The organism is Moraxella sp. CTOTU46934 (assembly GCF_031979465.1).
Lineage (GTDB): Bacteria > Pseudomonadota > Gammaproteobacteria > Pseudomonadales > Moraxellaceae > Faucicola > Faucicola tetraodonis.
In genome coordinates, this window is sequence record NZ_DALZEG010000013.1 from 52,042 (window position 1) to 69,460 (window position 17,419).

Here is a 17,419-nt window from a genome sequence, read left to right on the forward strand (position 1 = left end):
ATGACGGCGATTTTAATAGGAAAAAATATCACCAAGACCTATCAAGATGGTAAAACCACCACGAATGTGCTCAATCATTTGGATATCAGTATTAACAGTGGCGAGCGCATCGCCATTGTTGGCACTAGTGGGTCGGGTAAAAGTACCTTACTACATATCTTGGGTGGCTTAGATGTGCCGACCAGTGGGGAAGTTTGGCTACATGGGCAACGCATCAATGATTTGAATGAAACCCAGCGCGGTGAGCTTCGTAACCAGCATTTGGGCTTTATTTATCAGTTTCACCATTTGTTAGCGGAGTTTACTGCGATTGAAAATGTGGCAATGCCGCTATTGATGCGAAAAGCAGTGCCAATTGCAGCGGCGCGTCAACAGTCTATTGAATTACTGGAAAAAGTAGGGCTGGGGCATCGGCTGACCCATCGCCCAGGCGAGCTGTCTGGCGGTGAACGTCAACGGGTGGCGATTGCTAGGGCGCTGGTGACAAAGCCTTCTTTAATACTGGCTGATGAACCCACAGGGAACTTAGACTACGCCAATGCACAGGCGGTGTTTGAAATCCTCTCAGAGCTACAAAAAGATTTTAATACCGCGCTGTTGATGGTGACTCATGACCGGCAATTGGCACAGTTAGCGGATAAACAATTGGCCTTACAAAATGGCACGTGGGTGGCTTAATACTCATCGAGTAGCCAGCCGCTGATAAAAGCAAAGTATTCGCGAAACCAAACATTTGGACGGATATACCAAGGTGTGTCAGACCCGACCACCTGTAAATTGGTATATCCTTGTCGTTTGCCAATAAGGCTTGCGCGCAAGGTGTGAAAATCACTGGTGACTGCGATTATCGGTTGATTTAAGGCAATCCCTTGCTGCGCTAAAATCTTTTTGCTATTGACAAAGTTAAGCTCGGTACTGGTGCTTTGTTCTTCAAGCGCAATATGCGCTAAGCTGATGCCATAGGTGTCATGTAAATAGTCCGCCATCGCTTTGGCTTCACTGACATCCTCCCCCGCATCAAAACCACCACTGGTTATCACAACTGCGTTTGCAAAACGCTTGATGACTTCAGATGCTTTATCCAACCGCAGTTTTACCGCATCGGTCGGCTTATTATCTTTTGTTCCGCCACCTAAGACAATAATCGCTTGCGCTGCTTTAGGATGGTTATCAGTGTTAAAGTGCTGTTTTAAATAGCTGACAAAGACACAAAAACTTATCAACCAGACAAAAAATAATAACCAAACCAGCTGCCATAGTTTTTTTAATGACGGCTGTGACGCCAAATAAAGTTGGATACGCTCCCAGTACACCGCATGGACTAAAAAAATTAGCCCTATGCCCAATGGCACTAGGGTGCCAATATGAAAAACACGATTGGCCAGCAATAGCCCACAGTCACTAACCAGTATTAATCCTGCAATCCCTAGACTGATTTGAATACTTTTTTTCCCTACGGCTGAGGCATTGTCATTGCCGCTACTAAATTGAGTCAACATCGATTAATAATTTCCAAAAGTTGCTATTTGTTTTACTATATCGCTCATTCGATAATTGTAAGGGAAGTAGCGAGCTATCGCTATCTTTATCAAGGATGAAACATGATTTGGCTCATCACGGTTGCCAGTTTGTTGGGTTTTTTAGTGGTAAATACACTAGCAAATCAACCCTTGATGACAGGTTATGCGCTAGCCAGTTATGATGCAAAAATTTGGCAGATGTTATCAGTAGTACTGTTAATAGCGCTGCTAATCAATTTAGGTTTATACCATAGCTGCAACCGTAAACAGCTAAAACGAGCATCGCCAAACTCTGCATTCGCCTACCGTTTTGCCTTACCGTTATTATCAAGCTTTATCTTTTTGCTGACGCTCATGTTGAGTGCCAGTTATGGTTTATATCATTATAAGCGGTATGAAAACACGTTATTGCCCTCAGCGCTCACAGTGGATGCCATCGTTGAATCGCATCAAATCAGCGATACGGTGGCGCAAATCAGCCCATTATCAAATGATAATGCCTTAATTGGCAATGGTTTCATCAAACAAATTTTGCAAGTCCGCGTTGATAAGGACGGTGATGCTGATGCATCGTCAGCAACCCCCCGGCCACCGCTAACGGCACTCATTACCGCTAACATCAAAGACAACCCTGATTGGGAAGCGCCCTTATCTCAGCTAAGACCTGGCATGCAGCTTAACGTAAAATTACAGCTTGAGCCCATTGCACAGCGTAAACCTACAAGTTTACCCAGCAATGCCAAACCGCTCAGGCTAGGATTTGATGAAGCGCAATGGTTAAGACAGCGGGGTGTGCAAGCAAAAGGAGTGATCATCGGTATTGAAAAAACGAGCCTACGGGAATTTAACCCATCCCATGTCACAGACCGTACGGTTATTGCTATTGAAAAATTGCGCTGGCAACTACGCCAAAAAATCCTCGCCAATTTGCATAGAGCCCATCTGAAACAATCCACCTCTATAGTCAATGCTAAAAACGATATTGCCCAACCCGTGCTTAAAAGTTCTGGTCAAAATTCTAGTCAGAGTGCTAGTCAAAGTTCTGGTCAAAGCGCTATTCAAAGCCACGCAATCTTATTGGGATTGTTAACGGGTGATAAAAGCCTGATGGATAGCGACCTTAAGAATCGCTATCAAGTCACGGGGATTAGCCATTTATTAGCAATTTCAGGCCCGCATGTGTTGATGCTCGCTGCTATCGTATCCATTCTTGTATTATGGCTCGTTAAGTGGCTTGTGCCCCAGCTGTTGGTCAAATTACCGAGTAGTTTATTGGTGCTTTGGGTGAGTGTGGTGATAGCAGGGTTTTATGCGCTGCTGGTGGGTTTTGAAATACCTGCCCAGCGGACATTTTGGATGCTGTTACTGCTTACGCTGTCGAAACAGTTATTGGTTAATTTTTCTGCTTATCGGCTGTTGGCTTGGGTTGCGCTAGGCATGATTTGGCTAGAACCGACAGCAGTCGGGCAAGCAGGGTTTTGGTTGTCCTTTGTGGCGGTGGTTTTACTGTTAAAATTTAGCGAGACAATAGGGACAGTTAGCGCCATTGAAATTAAGGATGTTAGTCAGTTACTAGCGCCTACTGCACGCAGCGAGGTGCTGAGTGGTTTTGTTAAAATCATCAGCCATCAATTCAAGGCGTTATTAAAACTACAAATTTGGCTATTTGTTTGGATGCTGCCCATCGTGGTGTGGTTTTTTGGCAAAGTATCAGTCATTGGCATTTTGGTAAACTTGCTAGCCGTACCATTTTTAGGGTTGGTGGTTGTACCCTTGGATATGTTGGCAGGTGTCGTTAGTTGGCTACCCGTGGTAGGGGATTGGCTGAGTCAAATCATTTGGTCGATGCTAACAACCCTGCTCAATGTATTTCATCTTTTGCTCAACCAACTTATCAACATGGGTGTTGCCAATCAATCATTTTTCGCCTTGTCACAAACGCAGCTTGCCCTGTGTTTGTTAATTGCGCTACTGGGATTGTTAAAAGGCTTGTTGCCTAAAATGCTGATGTTGCCACTGGCTATCCTATTGATATTACTGCCACTGCAGCAGCGAAGTTTAAGTAACAACAAGCCGACTCTGGCAGTTGGTGATAACCCTAAACTGGTGATCAGTTTGTTAAAGAAAGGCGATGATAGCTGGCTTATTTTGTCCGATAACCAAATCAAAGCCACTCAGGCGGATAAACCCAATTTTTTGAAAACCAAACAAGCTATCAGCAATGTTGCGGCTGATGAAGAAATCAGTTCGCTGTTGAACCGTGATATCTATCCGCTGTTGGCAAATCAGCAAGTTCACCAATTAACTGGGGTGATTAGTCAAACGCCCAGTGTCCGCGTCAATGAGCTGGTGCAACAACTGGCAACCCATGTACCTGTTAAAGCCTATTGGCTGGCAGGGTATGATGTCGAACACAGCAGGCTTGATGTGACAGATAAGGCTGTATCTGCAAGTTTTCGTGCGATTACACCGAGGAGCTGCCAAACCGCCCAACGTTGGCAACAAGATGGCTTGGAAGTGACAGCGGTGTCGGGATGGCCCTTGGATTTAGCCTTAACCGATGAGCAAAAACTAGCGACCCAAACCTGTTATATTCACATCCGTTTTATGCCACCAACCAGCAAACCCTACGATGTGCTGATGTTGGCAGGTAATAGCGATATCCCCATGCAAATGACTGAAAAATTATGCACGGTATCGGCGACGCATTTACTCATTCAGCCCTATACGTTATCCATTAAACCATCGTGGCTAGCATTGACGAAACCTTCCTTACTGCATGTGGTGACAGGCGTGTATAAGTCACAAAAACTGGGTGAAGATAGCCAATTATCGCTGACTAGTTGGTCAGTGGATAACCCTGCCGACCACCCGTTCGAAGTCCTGTATGCCGATCAAGTGGGCGCAGTAATGTACACGCTCACCCCAGATGATACTGACTGATAGTTGACGATTTGGCTACAAGGCAGTGATTGTAATTTTGACCGCTTCCCCCTATCATGGGCGGTAAATTACCTATTGCTAAGGAACTTTTATGTCAGATAATTGGCCACCCGATCCCAACCAACCCTCACAATCAAAGCCACCTGTTCATCCAAACCATACGCAAAACTTGCCACCCAATGCGCCATACGCAGGCCAAGAATGGCAATTGCTAGAAAAAACCCTCATGGCAAGCCTTGTGGAGCAGCGCCGTGCAAGACGCTGGGGTATTTTCTTTAAGCTCATCACCTTGGGCTATGTGCTACTGTTTGGCGCGGCGGTGGCAAAAGGCTGTAGTGGCTCTGCCAAAAGTAGCATGAGTGATATCGGTATGAGCAAACCGCATTTAGCCGTCATCGATGTCAAAGGCGTCATCAGCAGCGACAATGAAGCCAATAGTCAAGCGGTGGGCGAAGCATTGACGGAAGCGTTTAACAACGACCAAGCGCAAGCGGTGGCGTTACGCATCAACTCACCGGGTGGCTCGCCTGTACAATCCGATGAAATCTGGCAAACCATGACCGAATTGAGAAAGGCGCATCCTAACAAAAAACTGTATGCCGTTATCGAAGATATGGGCGCTTCAGGCGCGTATTATATCGCATCTGCGGCAGATGAAATTTGGGTTAATCCCTCAAGCTTGGTCGGCTCAATCGGCGTGATTATGCCAAGCTACAATGTCCAAGGTTTGATGGATAAACTAGGCGTTAAAGATGGCACCATGACGGCAGGTGCGCACAAAGATATTTTAAGCATGAGCCGCCCGCTTTCCGATTTTGAGCGCCAGCATGTCCAAGGTGTCCTTGATAACACCCACGCCCATTTTATCAATGCTGTCAAACAAGGTCGCGGCAATCGCCTCAAAAATCCTGACGCCAATCAGCTTTTTTCCGGGTTGTTTTGGAGTGGTGAGCAAGCGATTAATCTCGGTTTGGCGGATAAAAAAGGCGGCATCAGTACCCTTGAGTCTCAGCTAAAACTAGACAATGTAGTGGAATATAACCCAGAAGACCCGGTGAAAAAAGTGTTCGGTAAATTTGCTAGCCAAATCGGCTATGGGTTTGGCGAAACGGTCTCCAAAGGCTTTGCCAGCCAATTAACTCAAGCGGCTGCAAATGATAAAGGGATGCAATAACCATGTCATCTGAGACGAGTCAGCATCCATTAGCCAATGGTTTGCCCTCTGCCCCAACGCTAGCGACAGGCATAGAGGGGATAACAGCGATAGAAGTGACAGGGCAAAAACCGCTGATACACTTCGCGCATGCCAATGGTATTCCATCGCGAACCTATCAATATCTGTTTGATTTGCTGAGTGATGAATTTGATATTGTCTATATCCCAGCGTTAGGGATTGACCCGCGTTATCCGGTTGATAATCATTGGCAAAAACTGACCCAACAAGTGATTGATAGCATTCAAGCGCACCTAAGCGCGCGCGGGCAAACCAAGGTCATCGGACTAGGGCATTCGCTTGGCGCATTGTGCACACTGCAAGCCAGCTATGAGGCGCCCGAGCTATTTAGCCAAGTGATTGCCTTAGACCCACCGCTCATTCATGGCTACTATTCAATGGCACTACATTGGGCAAAACGCTTCAGCCCACGGTTGGTAGATAGGCTCACGCCTGCAGGTCTATCAAGCCATCGCCGTGACATCTGGCCAAGCCGTGAAGTTGCCTACGAGCATCTGCGACATAAAGCATTCTATCGACACTTTGATGAGCGCTGTTTTAATGATTTTATTCGTTATGGCTTGACTGATACGGCAGATGGGCAAGTGACGCTTACCATTCCAAAAGCGGTGGAAGTAGCGGTGTTTCGCACCAATCCCTCGCTATACTGGCAAAAACCTAACCATCCGCCGGCTGTCCCTGCCAAGCAAATAATTGGTAAAGATAGCCTGTTTTTCAAACGCGGGTTTCCTGCGCTGGTCAAACAGCGTATGGGCATTGATTTTGAAGTGCATGAAGGGGGGCACATGTTCCCGCTAGAATACCCAGCCAGTACGTTTGAACGAATCAAAGCGCTTATTTACTCAGTCAATCATGATATCCAGTGACAACACAAACATCCATTCAAAGGTTTAATGTGCAAAATTTATCGTTACAGCCTAGCACCCCCATCTATGATTTGCCAAAGACCATTGTGCTATCTATGGTGTTATTGGCGGTGTTTTTTGCCAGTCAATTGATGGGCGTGGTGTTATTTGCACCATGGGTGCTACAAGATGCAGCAGATTTGGATATCGCTGAAAAAGTGTTGCAGGGCAGTGAAAACGGCACGTTAATGAGTCTATCGTTAGGCTTTACCTTAGCCATGGTGATAGGCTGCGTTTATTTGTTTATCCGCTTTAAAAACAGCCGTGTCAAAGATTATCTTGCCCTTAAATCCTTTACTTGGTATCAGTTGTTACAATGTAGCGCGCTGCTGATTGTGCTAAATGTTATCATTAATCTAGTCACCGTCTGGCTGGGTCGCGAGCCCATGATGTTTATGGACAATCTTGCTGAGTCCGCACATCCACGGTGGCTGCTGGTAATGGCGATGGTGGTATTTGCGCCGATTTATGAAGAAGTGATATTTCGCGGGTTTATGTGGACAGGGCTTGCCAGCTCAAAGCTCGGTATGTGGGGTGCCAGTGTGCTGACCAGTATTGTATTTGCGGTGATTCATATGCAATACGGTGTGGTCGAGTTGTTGGGAATTTTTTGTCTAGCAATGTTATTTAGCTATGGGCGTATCATGTCAGGGTCACTGTTATTGCCTGTGGTGTTGCATATGATGAATAATGGCTTGGCGATGGCGCAGTATTTATACGGCTAGTCTTTTTTAGCTAACTTTTAACCCGCATTTAACGCCAAAACCGCTTCACCCGCTTCACGAACCTGGGCGACCGAGAGGGATTTTTGCCCGCTAAGTGCCTGACGCCATTTACGACTGCCTGTCAATCCTTGAAACAAGCCCAAATAATGGCGCATAATGGCCGTCAACGGTGTGCCACGCGCGTCACTGGCTGCCAAAAAATCCAGTAACTGATAAAAAATATCCGCTCGGCTAGGTACTGGCTCGCCCCACAGCTGCATGGCTTCGGCTAGAATATAAGGGTTGTGATAAGCTTCACGCCCAATCATCACACCATCGACTTTCGTCAGATGGGTTTTGATTTCATCAATAGTGGTGATACCGCCATTGATTTCCACGAATACATCGGGAAAATCCTGCTTTAAGCGGTACACATCCTCATAGCGAAGGGGCGGAATTTCACGATTTTGTTTAGGGCTTAAGCCTTGTAGCCAAGCGGTGCGCGCATGGACGATGACATGCTGACAACCTGCTTTCACCACATGATCTACAAAATCCGCCATAAACTCATAACTATCAAAATTATCAATGCCAATGCGATGCTTAACAGTGACGGGAATATCCACCGCATCGCGCATTGCAGAGACAATATCTGCCACCAATTTGGGCTCTGCCATCAAGCACGCCCCGATTTTGTAATGTTGTACCCGATCGGACGGGCAGCCGACATTTAGGTTAATTTCATCATAACCGTAGTCTTGCCCGATTTTTGCACAGCGCGCCAATTCGTCAGGATTCGAGCCGCCAAGCTGAAGCACCAAGGGATGTTCATTGGGATAAAATCGCAGCTGATAGTCTGTATCGCCCTGCAATATCGCCGAGGTACTGATCATTTCAGTATAAAGGTAAGTATAAGGATTGAATAATCGAGCAAAGTAACAATAATCGCGGGTACTCCAATCAATCATCGGTGCGGTGGACAATCGTTTATGTTGCATGGTATTCAAAGGCAGGGTCATAGGCAGGGTCATAGGCAGGGTCATCAGTAAGCATTCAAAAAAAGTGGCTAATCTATAGCTAATCTATCAGCCAATCAATAAAAGCAGGCGCTAAAAAAGCGAGGGTAAAACAACTATCAGCGATGAAAAAGCTTAGGAATTCATCAGCCGCTTGTCTTCCATGCGATACAAACCATGCAAATTAGTCAACAACATACCCATGATAATGCCAATCACACAGACAAACACCAGATACAAGGCGCTTGAAAGCATTAATTTACGGGAAAAATAAATCAATAGCACAGGCAACAATGCACCTGCCAATGCATACGCCACGTTATAGGTAAAGCTAATACCACTTAGGCGCACACCAACCGGAAACAGACGCACACAAATACTTGGGACTAAGCCAATCACACCAGAGAAAAACCCTAAAATTGCATAATTAATCAGTAGTAACTCACTACTGTTTTTTAGTGAAACAAAGAAAACAACACTGGCAATGCTTAAAAATATACAGCCTAAAGTAAATACACGACCTGAGTTAAAACGATCGGCAAAATAACCATAGGTTAACGCCCCCAATCCACCAAAGATAATACCCACCCCATTGGATATCATCATCAAACTGGTATCGACATCAAAAAACTGGATGCCCAAAATCGGTAAAAGCAAATAAATCGTCAAATAAACACTGGCGGTAAACCAAGACAAACCCAGCGTCATCACTGTACCATAACGGTATTTGATAATAGCTCGGCGTATTGGCAGACGTTTAACCAAGCGCTTTTTAGACTTAGCCATCAGCCAAAGCGGGGTTTCTTCAAGCTTGGTTCGTAACAGCACCGCAAATAGCGTACCGATACTGGCGATGACAAAAGGAATACGCCAACCATACGATTGCATCTGGGTGGGGGTGAGCATATTTGATAACGTGGCGCTTAAAATATTGCCCATCAACGTCGACAAAATCACTCCACTGATGAGGGCGCCACACACTGACCCTAATTGACGACGTGGCATATGCTCAGCAATATAGACCCATGAAGCGGGCACCTCAGCCCCATAGCCAAAGCCTTGAATTAAACGCAATAATAGCATGAGAACAATCGCTGCCACACCTATATGATGATAGCTAGGCAAACAGGCAATCACTAAACCAGACGCACCCACTAATAGCAAACTATACAGCAACACATGTTTTCTGCCATAGCGATCGCCGATATCACCCAATATCAAACCGCCTAGCGGTCTTGACATATAACCGGCTAAAATCAGCAGCAAAAAACAAATCGACTTTAATGACTCAGGTATATTTTCTGGGAAAAAAGCTTGATTGATACTATCATTAAAATAAAAATAAATTGTAAAATCAAAGGAAGCAAAAAAAGCCCCAAAAATCGTTAAATACACCACGTTTTTTTCGTAGCGATTTAAATCCCTAATTTCTTCGTTGGCATCATGAAAAAATGGCATAGTCGACAATATCACCTAGAAGCTGGCTAAAGGTTTACAAGCTTTATAATCAATGGAAAAATAGGTTATTTAACGTGCTAAAAAATTAAATTCGTCACTATTCACCTGACAAATTAAATCACTTGACAAATTGAACAGTAATTTATCAAAACTGTAATAAATTTAATTATTTAAATAAATATTACAAGCAAACGTCATGATTTAACAGTTGAGATATATTACTTTTTGAAACCGCATACTATAGTGATTTTGGTACTATTTTTACTATCAAAAATGTGTGTTTTTTGTAATATATCAGCTTACAATAAGCGCTTAAATGGCAAAGCAGAAAAAATCTTTAGCCAAAGTCCATTGACAAACGTCATATGCGGCTCTTTATCCAAGCTGATAAGCTTTTTATTGGTTTTATCATCATGGGTTTGCCACATCAGTTGTTCATTATCCTTAAGATGTACGCGGTAACTGATATTGAGCATAGAGTTATCAAACGTATTATGAAAGGATTTGGCAAGCGCTTTATCTTCAATCAGCACACCAAGCTCAGTATTGATGTTGGCAGAGCGCGGATCCACATTGTAAGAACCGATAAACGTATATTTGTCATCCACCGCAAAGGCTTTGGTATGCAAACTGGTGCTATACTTACTGCGATATAAGCTACGTTTTTTGCGGCGAAAGTCTGCATCGGCAGAGGATTTTAGCTCATACAGTCCAATTCCTGCTTTGAGCATCGGCACGCGTGCCACGTTATACCCGGAATGCACGATAGGCACATCGGTTGATTCATACGAGTTGGTAAAAATATTGATTTTTACCCCGTTTTCCATGAGTTTGCTTAGTTGCAGTACGCCCAAGTCAGTGGGCACAAAATACGATGAGACAATGGTCAATTGCTGTTTTGGGGTGCCAATACGGGCCCGAAGCTTGGATACCAATCGGCTATCTTTATCATCTTGATTAAGCAGTTTTTTGACATCATCTGCCAAAAATTCCATTGGTTGCCAACGAAATTGGATTTTTTTGTTATACAGTTGTTTGTCAACTATTGCGCCATTTTGTACCCGATAAAGTTGCGAGCTTTTATGCAGATGGGACTGGCTGTTGATCGGTGCAATTGCAGTCAAAGTCCCCAAAAATGGCTCATCGCTTTTATTACGATCGGGATTTTTTGAGGGTTTGACCAAACGCTCGATATCATACGATAGAGGACTATCCCAATAATCTTCAAAACTATCATTGATTTGGTTGACCACTTTGCCGGCAAGCAAAACATCCAAATCAGCAAACTCAGCGATGCTATCTTTACGCAGATATTCATCGCCAATATTGCGCCCACCAATGATGGATAACTGGCGGTCAAAGGTCATGCTTTTATTGTGCATGCGGCGTTGGTAGCGGGGCAGTGCTACCACAAAATTGGCGGGGGTAAAGCTGCGCACCAATTTGGGATTAATCAATCGCACTTGGATATTAGGATGTGCAGCAAAGGCAAGCAGCTGTTGGTCAAGTTCAGGATTGGTATTCAAATCATCGAGTAACAGTCGTATTTTGACACCCCGATTGGCAGCTTGGTACAAGTCTTTAAGCATCAATTGTCCTGCTGCATCGTTGTGCCAAATATAATATTGGATATCAATGGTTTGCTGAGCCATTTCAGTCAAAATACTGCGTGAGGCGAACGCATCACTGCTATCAATCAACGGATAATAACCGGAAAATTTGCTCGGTGAGGGGTTTTTGCTGGCACTGATACGGCTGATTAAATAATGACCTTGTATACGCGATTTTTCGGAAAATTTTTGCGAACTTGGCAACCGCGTTGATACAGTTGGCGTAGCGGCGATATGGGGGTTGTTCGGCAGCATTTGGCAAGCGGTAAGTAGCGTAAGTAGCAGCGTAAGTAGCAATGGCAAGCAAAACGTCACAATTTTGGTGGTGAGTTTTTGCGATGCTAGTCTGACAAAGCCAACAGATACCGAATAAAATGCTGCTACCAAAGCCTGAATCCTTTTAAAAAAATCACTGATTAACGTGGCATTCACCTTAGAAAAGTTGGTTGTCATGGCGTTTTTGCATAAAATACTGACTTGAAAGCCACCGTCAAATCCAACTTATGCTATCATAATTTATTTGATGCACAAAAGATGTAACATTATGACCCAACTAGATCCCAACTGGCAAAGTGATGCACTTGATTTAAGCCTAGACTATGCCGACCAAACCATCGCCGTGCGCGGCGGTTACCACCGTACCGACGAAGGCGAACATAACGAAGCGATTTTTACCACCAGCTCCTACGTATACAAAAATGCCGCCGATGCCGCCGACCATTTTAATGGCAATAAAAAAGGCAATGTCTATTCGCGCCATACCAATCCAACCGTGCGCGCTTTTGAGCGTAGATTGGCAGCTTTAGAGGAAGGCGAGCGCTGCGTTGCAACCGCATCAGGCATGGGCGCGATTTTGACCATGTGTTTGGCGTACTTGCAAGCCGGTGATCATCTGCTAGCAGCCAAGCAATTATTTGGCTCATCCGTCGCCCTGTTTGATACCTACTTTAAAGCGTTTGGCGTTGAGGTGAGTTATGTCGACTGCTTTGACAATGACGCTTGGCAAAACGCGATGCAACCAAATACCAAGGTGCTGTACTGCGAAAGCCCTTCCAATCCTTTGGCGCAAATTGCCGATTTAAGCTTTTTATCAAGGCTCGCGCATGACCACGATGCGCTATTAATCGTCGATAACTGCTTTGCTACCCCTGCCATTCAAAAACCTTTAATGTTGGGTGCGGATGTGGTATTGCATTCCGCCAGTAAATATATTGACGGTCAAGGTCGTGTGCTAGGCGGTGCACTGGTCGGTAACAATGAATTGATGGAAAAAGCCTTTGGGGTAGTGCGTACCGGTGGGATTAGTCTATCGCCATTTAATGCGTGGGTGTTGCTAAAGGGTCTAGAAACCTTGTCACTGCGTATGAAAGCCCACTGCGAAAATGCCAATCAAATCGCTAAATTTTTGCACAATCACCCAAAAGTCAGCAAAGTGCATTTTTCAGGCTTGCCCGATCACCCATCCCATGACATCGCCAAACGCCAACACACCGCACTCAAAAATGTGCAAGGCGGTGCGTTTGGTGCCATTATTGGCTTTGAGGTGGCTGACCAAGCAGCAGCCTGGCATGTTATCGATAGTACCAACATGATTTCGATTACCAATAACCTAGGCGATGCCAAAAGCACCATTACCCATCCTGCGACGACGACCCATTTTCGCATGACACCTGAAGCAAGAATCGAGGCAGGCGTGAATGAAGGCTTAATTCGCTTCTCGGTGGGGCTTGAAGATGTTGATGATATTATCGCTGATTTAAAACGCGGTTTGGATACACTCGCCTAACAGAAAGCCAAAAGCCACTAGTCAGAACCCAAAAGCCAGTAGCAAAATTTACTGGCTTTTTTATGTCACTGTTTTATTGTGCTTTTTTATTTCAGCGTATTGACCAACAACGGCAATATTTTCCCTGCGTTGTTGGGTAACACGATGTCAACCGCTGTGGTGTGGGTCGGATTGGGATTAATCTCGATGACGGTTGCGCCCTGTTGTTTCGCCAAATCAATCAAGCCCGCCGCGGGATAGACCACGCTTGATGTGCCGATACTCACCAATACGTCGCAATTGAGTGTTGCCGTTTCTGCCGTTTGCCAAGCGTCTTGGGGCAACATCTCGCCAAACCACACAATATCCGGGCGAATCAAACCGCCGCATTCACAATGCTTTAACTCAGTATCTGTGACAGCAATCGCTTTGTCATACGGCTTGCCGCAATCATGACAGCGATTTTTGGCCAAATCGCCATGTAGTTTTGCCACCGTAGCGCCGCCTTGCTCGTGTAGATTGTCGACATTTTGGCTAAACAGTGTCCAAGTTTTGCCTTGCTGCTTTGCCAATGCTTGCCATTTACCTAAGGCAAAATGGGCAGGATTGGGCTGTTTATCGGCGATTTGTCCACGCCACCATTGGTGCCATTGCCACACCAAGGCAGGTTCCTTTTCAAACGCTTGAATGCTGACCAAATATTCGGCTTGGTATTGTTGCCACAGTCCGGTCAGTTTATCCCGAAAAGTCGAAATGCCACTTTCAGCCGAGACGCCTGCCCCCGTCAAGATGGCAATATTTTGGGCGCATTTGATAACATCAGCGGCTTTATAGAGAGCGACCTCTAGCGATGGGGGTGTATTTGTTGTCATAGTCATAGTTTGCTGCCGTTAATGGGTTTATGGTAGGAGGTTATCTTAGCATTTTTATGTGAGTGATTTTAGATTAGCAGTTTTAGGTTAGCAGTTGTAGGTTAAAAATTTGGGCTAACGATTAGCAATAGACAGTTTGCGGTCAAATTCGCTACAATGAGCCACCAACATTAGAAACAAACAGGAACACTCATGAACTTACAAGCCCTTATGCAACAAGCGCAAATGATGCAGAAGCAAGTGGAAAAAAACGTTGAAAACGCCAAGAAAAAACTGGCAGAAAAAGAAGTGCATGCCGAAGCGGGTAGTGGCTTGGTGAAAGTCACCATGAATGGTCGCCATGTGGTCAAACGTTTATCAATCGATCCAAGCCTACTGCAAGATGACCCTGATATGATTGAAGATTTGATTGCCGCTGCTATCAATGATGCCGTGCGTCAGGCCGATGAACTACATGAGACTGAAATGGCGAGTGCCACCAACGGCATGGGGTTACCACCAGGCATGAATGGTTTATTTTAAACCCACTAAGCCTATACTAGGGCTATCCAGTAAGGCTGCAAGTAGCGCTATAAAATAGTGGAAAATTGCCTTGCGATTAGGCAGCCAAACCCCCATAAAAAGCTGATAGTTGACTGTCAGCTTTTTTTATTTTCCAGCCAGCTTTTTTTATTTTTTATCATGTTTATAAGAATGCGCCTATGCTTACGCCAAAATTTGATGAACTTGTCAAACAACTCAAAGTGCTGCCTGGGGTCGGACCCAAATCTGCCCAGCGGATGGCACTGCACTTGCTTAGCTATAAGCGCCCGCAAGGTCAAGCACTAGGCGAAGCCTTGATTGTGGCGATGCATGATATCAAGCAATGCCAAGTATGCCGTGGTTTATCCGATGAGGATATTTGCCCGATATGTAGCGATCCGCGCCGCAATGAGCGCGTGCTTTGTATCGTAGAGACGGCAGCAGACATGATGGCAATCGAGCAAACCGCTGGGTTTAATGGCAAATACTTTGTGCTTGGCGGGCATTTATCACCCATTGATGGCATTGGCGTGGAGCAGCTCGGCATCAATCAGCTGATTGGGCTGTTAAAGCAACACCAAGCCGCGCAAACCCCGGTGGAAGAAATTATCTTGGCAACCAGTACCACGGTAGAAGGGCAAACCACCGCGCATTTTATCAGTGAAGCGGTCAAGCCTTACGTCACTCATATCAGCCGGATTGCCCAAGGGATTCCGATGGGCGGCGAGCTTGAGTATTTAGATAGTATGACACTGGGTCAAGCCCTGCAAAATCGTGGACGGTTATAAAATCTTTTCATCAGTTTGACAAGACAAAATCCTAGATTCATCATAAAATACGCTTAAATTATCCGTCCACAAGACCCAAGTTATGCTCATCCAAAATCCGTTAAGCCCAGCCCAATTACAACAACTTCATGACTTGCCAATCCATTGGGTGAAAACTCAAGACGCGCTTTTTGCCCTGCTCGATGACCTAGAACAAGTCGATACCATTGCGTTAGACACTGAGTTTATCAAGCGCGACACCTTTTTTCCCATTCTTGCGCTGATACAAATCAATACGGGTGAGGCGATTTATTTGATTGACGCGCCCAAGCTGTATTTAGAAGAGTTTTGGGAAGTGTTAGCGGATATACCCACCGTGGTGTTACATGCGTGTGGCGAAGATTTGGGAATTTATTATTTACTCTCCAACTTGCCTGCACTGCGCAATGTGTTTGATACCCAAATTGGTTTGGGTTTTTTGACCGGTGAAAACTCGCTTGGCTATCAAAAATCGCTGCAAGAAACGATTGCCGTGCATGTGGATAAAGGTGAAAGCCAATCAGATTGGTTGCAGCGTCCATTAACACCTGAGCAAGAAAGCTATGCGGTAGACGATGTGCGTTATTTATTGCCGATGTTTGCGACCATCAAAACACAGTTGACCGAGCAAGGTTTATGGCAATATGCGGTTGAAGACTGCCAAAGCTATACCCAAGAAATTTTTGCTAACTTTAGCACGCCTGATAACGCCTTGTATTTGAGTGTCGCTGATTACCGCGATAATCGCGAGCAACTCGCCATGCTGCAAACTCTGTGCGAATGGCGCGAACAACTTGCCAAATCAATCAATAGACCACGCACTTTTATCCTGCGGCCGCAGGCGCTGCGTGAAATCATCGAAAAACCGCCTTTTAGTATGAAGCAGCTAGGTTTTACCAGTATCAAGCCCAATGTGATTCGCATGTATGGGCAAGAGATTTTGACGCTGATTGATAAAGTGCGCAAAGAAGATGACGCAGCCTACCCAGCTCTATTGCCTTTACCGTATCGCAGTCTGTCTAGCGATGTGCAAAAGCAACTGGAAAAAGCCATCAAACAGCATGGGCAAACCCTGTCAATTAATGAAACAGTATTGATGCGAAAAAAATGGCTGTCAGAGCTGTATGCTTATGCTGTCGCAGCAGAAAAACCGGCATTAAGCCCTTGGCTGAGTGGGTGGCGCAAAGCGTGGATTATGGCAGAGATTTTACCCATTTTAGATACGGTGATTGCCAACAACCCGCCATCTATTGACCATGAAACGACCGCTGAATAAATAAAAAAATCCCACCGCTGAGTGGGATTTTTTACTACTAAATGGCTTAAAATAAACCGCTTAAAAATAAACCGCTTAAAAATAAACGGCTTAAAAAGAACCCAACATGGTACCCAAAACAATCACCACCGTCACCGCAATCAGCGCAATTGCCATCGTCACCATGGCGACATCTTTATCCTCTGTTGCCGTAAAACCACCGACTTCAGGCGGTGGACATAAGGCAACTCCGCAATCATGCTTACACACAGATGGTATTTAATGCGGTGTATTTTGCTGTTCAATGTACTGGCGGATAATCTCAATTGGAGCACCGCCACAACTACCTGCAAAATAACTAGGCGACCACAACGCTTCTCCCCATAACTGCTCTTTAAGAGACGGATATTCTTTTTTACGCAATAACCGACTAGACACGCCTTTCAAGCTATTCACCAAACTAGAAATAGCCACTTTGGGCGGATAAACCACCAATAAATGCACATGGTCACTTTCACCGTCAAACTCAACTAGTTGAGCCTCAAACTTTGAACAAACTTTCTCAAAGATAACCTGCATATCGTCTAAAATCTCTTTAGTGAATACTTTTTTGCGGTATTTAGCCACAAAGACCAAGTGCACATGAAGGTTGTAAACAACGTGCCTACCACGTCTTAAATCGTTTGACATATATTTAGACCAAATGTAAAATATAAAAACCCAATTATACTTAAACCTATGAAAACACTCAAGCTACGCATACGAGATAAATACGCAGACCAATTAAACCGCCTAAGCGGTTCAGTCAA

16 protein-coding genes are annotated in these 17,419 nt (G+C 45.0%); 9 read left to right on the plus strand and 7 right to left on the minus strand.

The genetic code is table 11. The features are described from left to right. Complete coding sequence (gene lolD / locus RTN07_RS09820) at positions 1 to 678, plus strand: lipoprotein-releasing ABC transporter ATP-binding protein LolD (RefSeq protein ID WP_312177763.1); 678 nt, start codon at positions 1 to 3, stop codon at positions 676 to 678. Here the strand turns inward: lolD and RTN07_RS09825 are convergent. Next, on the minus strand, positions 675 to 1,499 hold the full coding sequence (locus tag RTN07_RS09825) for a YdcF family protein (RefSeq protein WP_312177764.1): 825 nt from the start codon (positions 1,497 to 1,499) through the stop codon (positions 675 to 677). The genes lolD and RTN07_RS09825 overlap by 4 nt on opposite strands. Positions 1,500 to 1,601: 102 nt before the next feature. Here RTN07_RS09825 and RTN07_RS09830 point away from each other — a divergent pair, with 102 nt between their 5' ends. The 4 genes from RTN07_RS09830 to RTN07_RS09845 all read left to right on the plus strand — a co-directional run bounded on the left by RTN07_RS09830 (position 1,602) and on the right by RTN07_RS09845 (position 7,327). Beyond that, positions 1,602 to 4,463: a ComEC/Rec2 family competence protein gene (locus RTN07_RS09830; protein ID WP_312177766.1), complete on the plus strand. Its 2,862-nt coding sequence runs from the start codon at positions 1,602 to 1,604 to the stop codon at positions 4,461 to 4,463. Between the two features lie 91 nt (positions 4,464 to 4,554). Continuing rightward, positions 4,555 to 5,637 (plus strand): signal peptide peptidase SppA, encoded by a 1,083-nt coding sequence (gene sppA, locus RTN07_RS09835; RefSeq protein WP_312177768.1) that lies wholly within the window; start codon positions 4,555 to 4,557, stop codon positions 5,635 to 5,637. Between the two features lie 2 nt (positions 5,638 to 5,639). Next, a complete protein-coding gene (locus RTN07_RS09840; RefSeq protein WP_201666041.1) occupies positions 5,640 to 6,563 on the plus strand; it encodes an alpha/beta fold hydrolase in 924 nt (307 codons plus the stop codon). A gap of 29 nt (positions 6,564 to 6,592) precedes the next feature. Beyond that, on the plus strand, positions 6,593 to 7,327 hold the full coding sequence (locus tag RTN07_RS09845; protein ID WP_312177769.1) for a CPBP family intramembrane glutamic endopeptidase: 735 nt from the start codon (positions 6,593 to 6,595) through the stop codon (positions 7,325 to 7,327). A 17-nt stretch (positions 7,328 to 7,344) separates the two neighbouring features. Here the strand turns inward: RTN07_RS09845 and dusA are convergent, their stop codons facing one another. The 3 genes from dusA to RTN07_RS09860 all read right to left on the minus strand — a co-directional run bounded on the left by dusA (position 7,345) and on the right by RTN07_RS09860 (position 11,843). After that, complete coding sequence (gene dusA, locus RTN07_RS09850) at positions 7,345 to 8,349, minus strand: tRNA dihydrouridine(20/20a) synthase DusA (protein ID WP_312177770.1); 1,005 nt, start codon at positions 8,347 to 8,349, stop codon at positions 7,345 to 7,347. A gap of 108 nt (positions 8,350 to 8,457) precedes the next feature. After that, positions 8,458 to 9,780 carry an MFS transporter gene (locus RTN07_RS09855; protein WP_312116390.1) on the minus strand — a complete coding sequence of 441 codons (1,323 nt, stop codon included), beginning with the start codon at positions 9,778 to 9,780 and terminating at the stop codon, positions 8,458 to 8,460. A gap of 299 nt (positions 9,781 to 10,079) precedes the next feature. Then, positions 10,080 to 11,843: a phospholipase D family protein gene (locus RTN07_RS09860; RefSeq protein WP_312177772.1), complete on the minus strand. Its 1,764-nt coding sequence runs from the start codon at positions 11,841 to 11,843 to the stop codon at positions 10,080 to 10,082. Positions 11,844 to 11,934: 91 nt separating this feature from the next. Between RTN07_RS09860 and RTN07_RS09865 the strand changes: the two genes are divergently transcribed. Then, complete coding sequence (locus tag RTN07_RS09865) at positions 11,935 to 13,176, plus strand: O-succinylhomoserine sulfhydrylase (protein WP_312177774.1); 1,242 nt, start codon at positions 11,935 to 11,937, stop codon at positions 13,174 to 13,176. An 86-nt stretch (positions 13,177 to 13,262) separates the two neighbouring features. Here the strand turns inward: RTN07_RS09865 and RTN07_RS09870 are convergent, their stop codons facing one another. Beyond that, entirely contained in the window at positions 13,263 to 14,033 is a 771-nt protein-coding gene (locus RTN07_RS09870) for an NAD-dependent deacylase (protein ID WP_312177776.1), read from the minus strand. A 186-nt stretch (positions 14,034 to 14,219) separates the two neighbouring features. Between RTN07_RS09870 and RTN07_RS09875 the strand changes: the two genes are divergently transcribed. The 3 genes from RTN07_RS09875 to RTN07_RS09885 all read left to right on the plus strand — a co-directional run bounded on the left by RTN07_RS09875 (position 14,220) and on the right by RTN07_RS09885 (position 16,631). After that, entirely contained in the window at positions 14,220 to 14,549 is a 330-nt protein-coding gene (locus RTN07_RS09875; RefSeq protein ID WP_007115923.1) for a YbaB/EbfC family nucleoid-associated protein, read from the plus strand. A gap of 179 nt (positions 14,550 to 14,728) precedes the next feature. Continuing rightward, entirely contained in the window at positions 14,729 to 15,337 is a 609-nt protein-coding gene (gene recR, locus RTN07_RS09880; protein WP_007115924.1) for a recombination mediator RecR, read from the plus strand. Positions 15,338 to 15,419: 82 nt separating this feature from the next. Then, positions 15,420 to 16,631: a ribonuclease D gene (locus RTN07_RS09885; protein WP_312177777.1), complete on the plus strand. Its 1,212-nt coding sequence runs from the start codon at positions 15,420 to 15,422 to the stop codon at positions 16,629 to 16,631. Positions 16,632 to 16,721: 90 nt separating this feature from the next. Here RTN07_RS09885 and RTN07_RS09890 read toward each other — a convergent pair whose 3' ends face one another. Then, positions 16,722 to 16,880, minus strand: a complete 159-nt coding sequence (locus RTN07_RS09890; RefSeq protein ID WP_312177778.1) for a hypothetical protein — start codon at positions 16,878 to 16,880, stop codon at positions 16,722 to 16,724. Between the two features lie 9 nt (positions 16,881 to 16,889). Next, on the minus strand, positions 16,890 to 17,300 hold the full coding sequence (tnpA, locus tag RTN07_RS09895; protein WP_159676508.1) for an IS200/IS605 family transposase: 411 nt from the start codon (positions 17,298 to 17,300) through the stop codon (positions 16,890 to 16,892). Positions 17,301 to 17,419: the final 119 nt, after the last annotated feature.

Excerpts from the sequence above, each read along its gene's own strand:
- RTN07_RS09870 (WP_312177776.1), bottom strand. The coding sequence starts at position 14,033 with ATGACTATGACAACAAATACACCCCCATCGCTAGAGGTCGCTCTCTAT.
- RTN07_RS09860 (WP_312177772.1), bottom strand. The coding sequence starts at position 11,843 with ATGACAACCAACTTTTCTAAGGTGAATGCCACGTTAATCAGTGATTTT.
- tnpA (WP_159676508.1), bottom strand. The coding sequence starts at position 17,300 with ATGTCAAACGATTTAAGACGTGGTAGGCACGTTGTTTACAACCTTCAT.
- RTN07_RS09855 (WP_312116390.1), bottom strand. The coding sequence starts at position 9,780 with ATGCCATTTTTTCATGATGCCAACGAAGAAATTAGGGATTTAAATCGC.
- RTN07_RS09830 (WP_312177766.1), top strand. The coding sequence starts at position 1,602 with ATGATTTGGCTCATCACGGTTGCCAGTTTGTTGGGTTTTTTAGTGGTA.
- RTN07_RS09885 (WP_312177777.1), top strand. The coding sequence starts at position 15,420 with ATGCTCATCCAAAATCCGTTAAGCCCAGCCCAATTACAACAACTTCAT.
- lolD (WP_312177763.1), top strand. The coding sequence starts at position 1 with ATGACGGCGATTTTAATAGGAAAAAATATCACCAAGACCTATCAAGAT.
- RTN07_RS09825 (WP_312177764.1), bottom strand. The coding sequence starts at position 1,499 with ATGTTGACTCAATTTAGTAGCGGCAATGACAATGCCTCAGCCGTAGGG.
- RTN07_RS09865 (WP_312177774.1), top strand. The coding sequence starts at position 11,935 with ATGACCCAACTAGATCCCAACTGGCAAAGTGATGCACTTGATTTAAGC.
- RTN07_RS09875 (WP_007115923.1), top strand. The coding sequence starts at position 14,220 with ATGAACTTACAAGCCCTTATGCAACAAGCGCAAATGATGCAGAAGCAA.
- recR (WP_007115924.1), top strand. The coding sequence starts at position 14,729 with ATGCTTACGCCAAAATTTGATGAACTTGTCAAACAACTCAAAGTGCTG.
- RTN07_RS09840 (WP_201666041.1), top strand. The coding sequence starts at position 5,640 with ATGTCATCTGAGACGAGTCAGCATCCATTAGCCAATGGTTTGCCCTCT.
- dusA (WP_312177770.1), bottom strand. The coding sequence starts at position 8,349 with ATGACCCTGCCTATGACCCTGCCTATGACCCTGCCTTTGAATACCATG.
- sppA (WP_312177768.1), top strand. The coding sequence starts at position 4,555 with ATGTCAGATAATTGGCCACCCGATCCCAACCAACCCTCACAATCAAAG.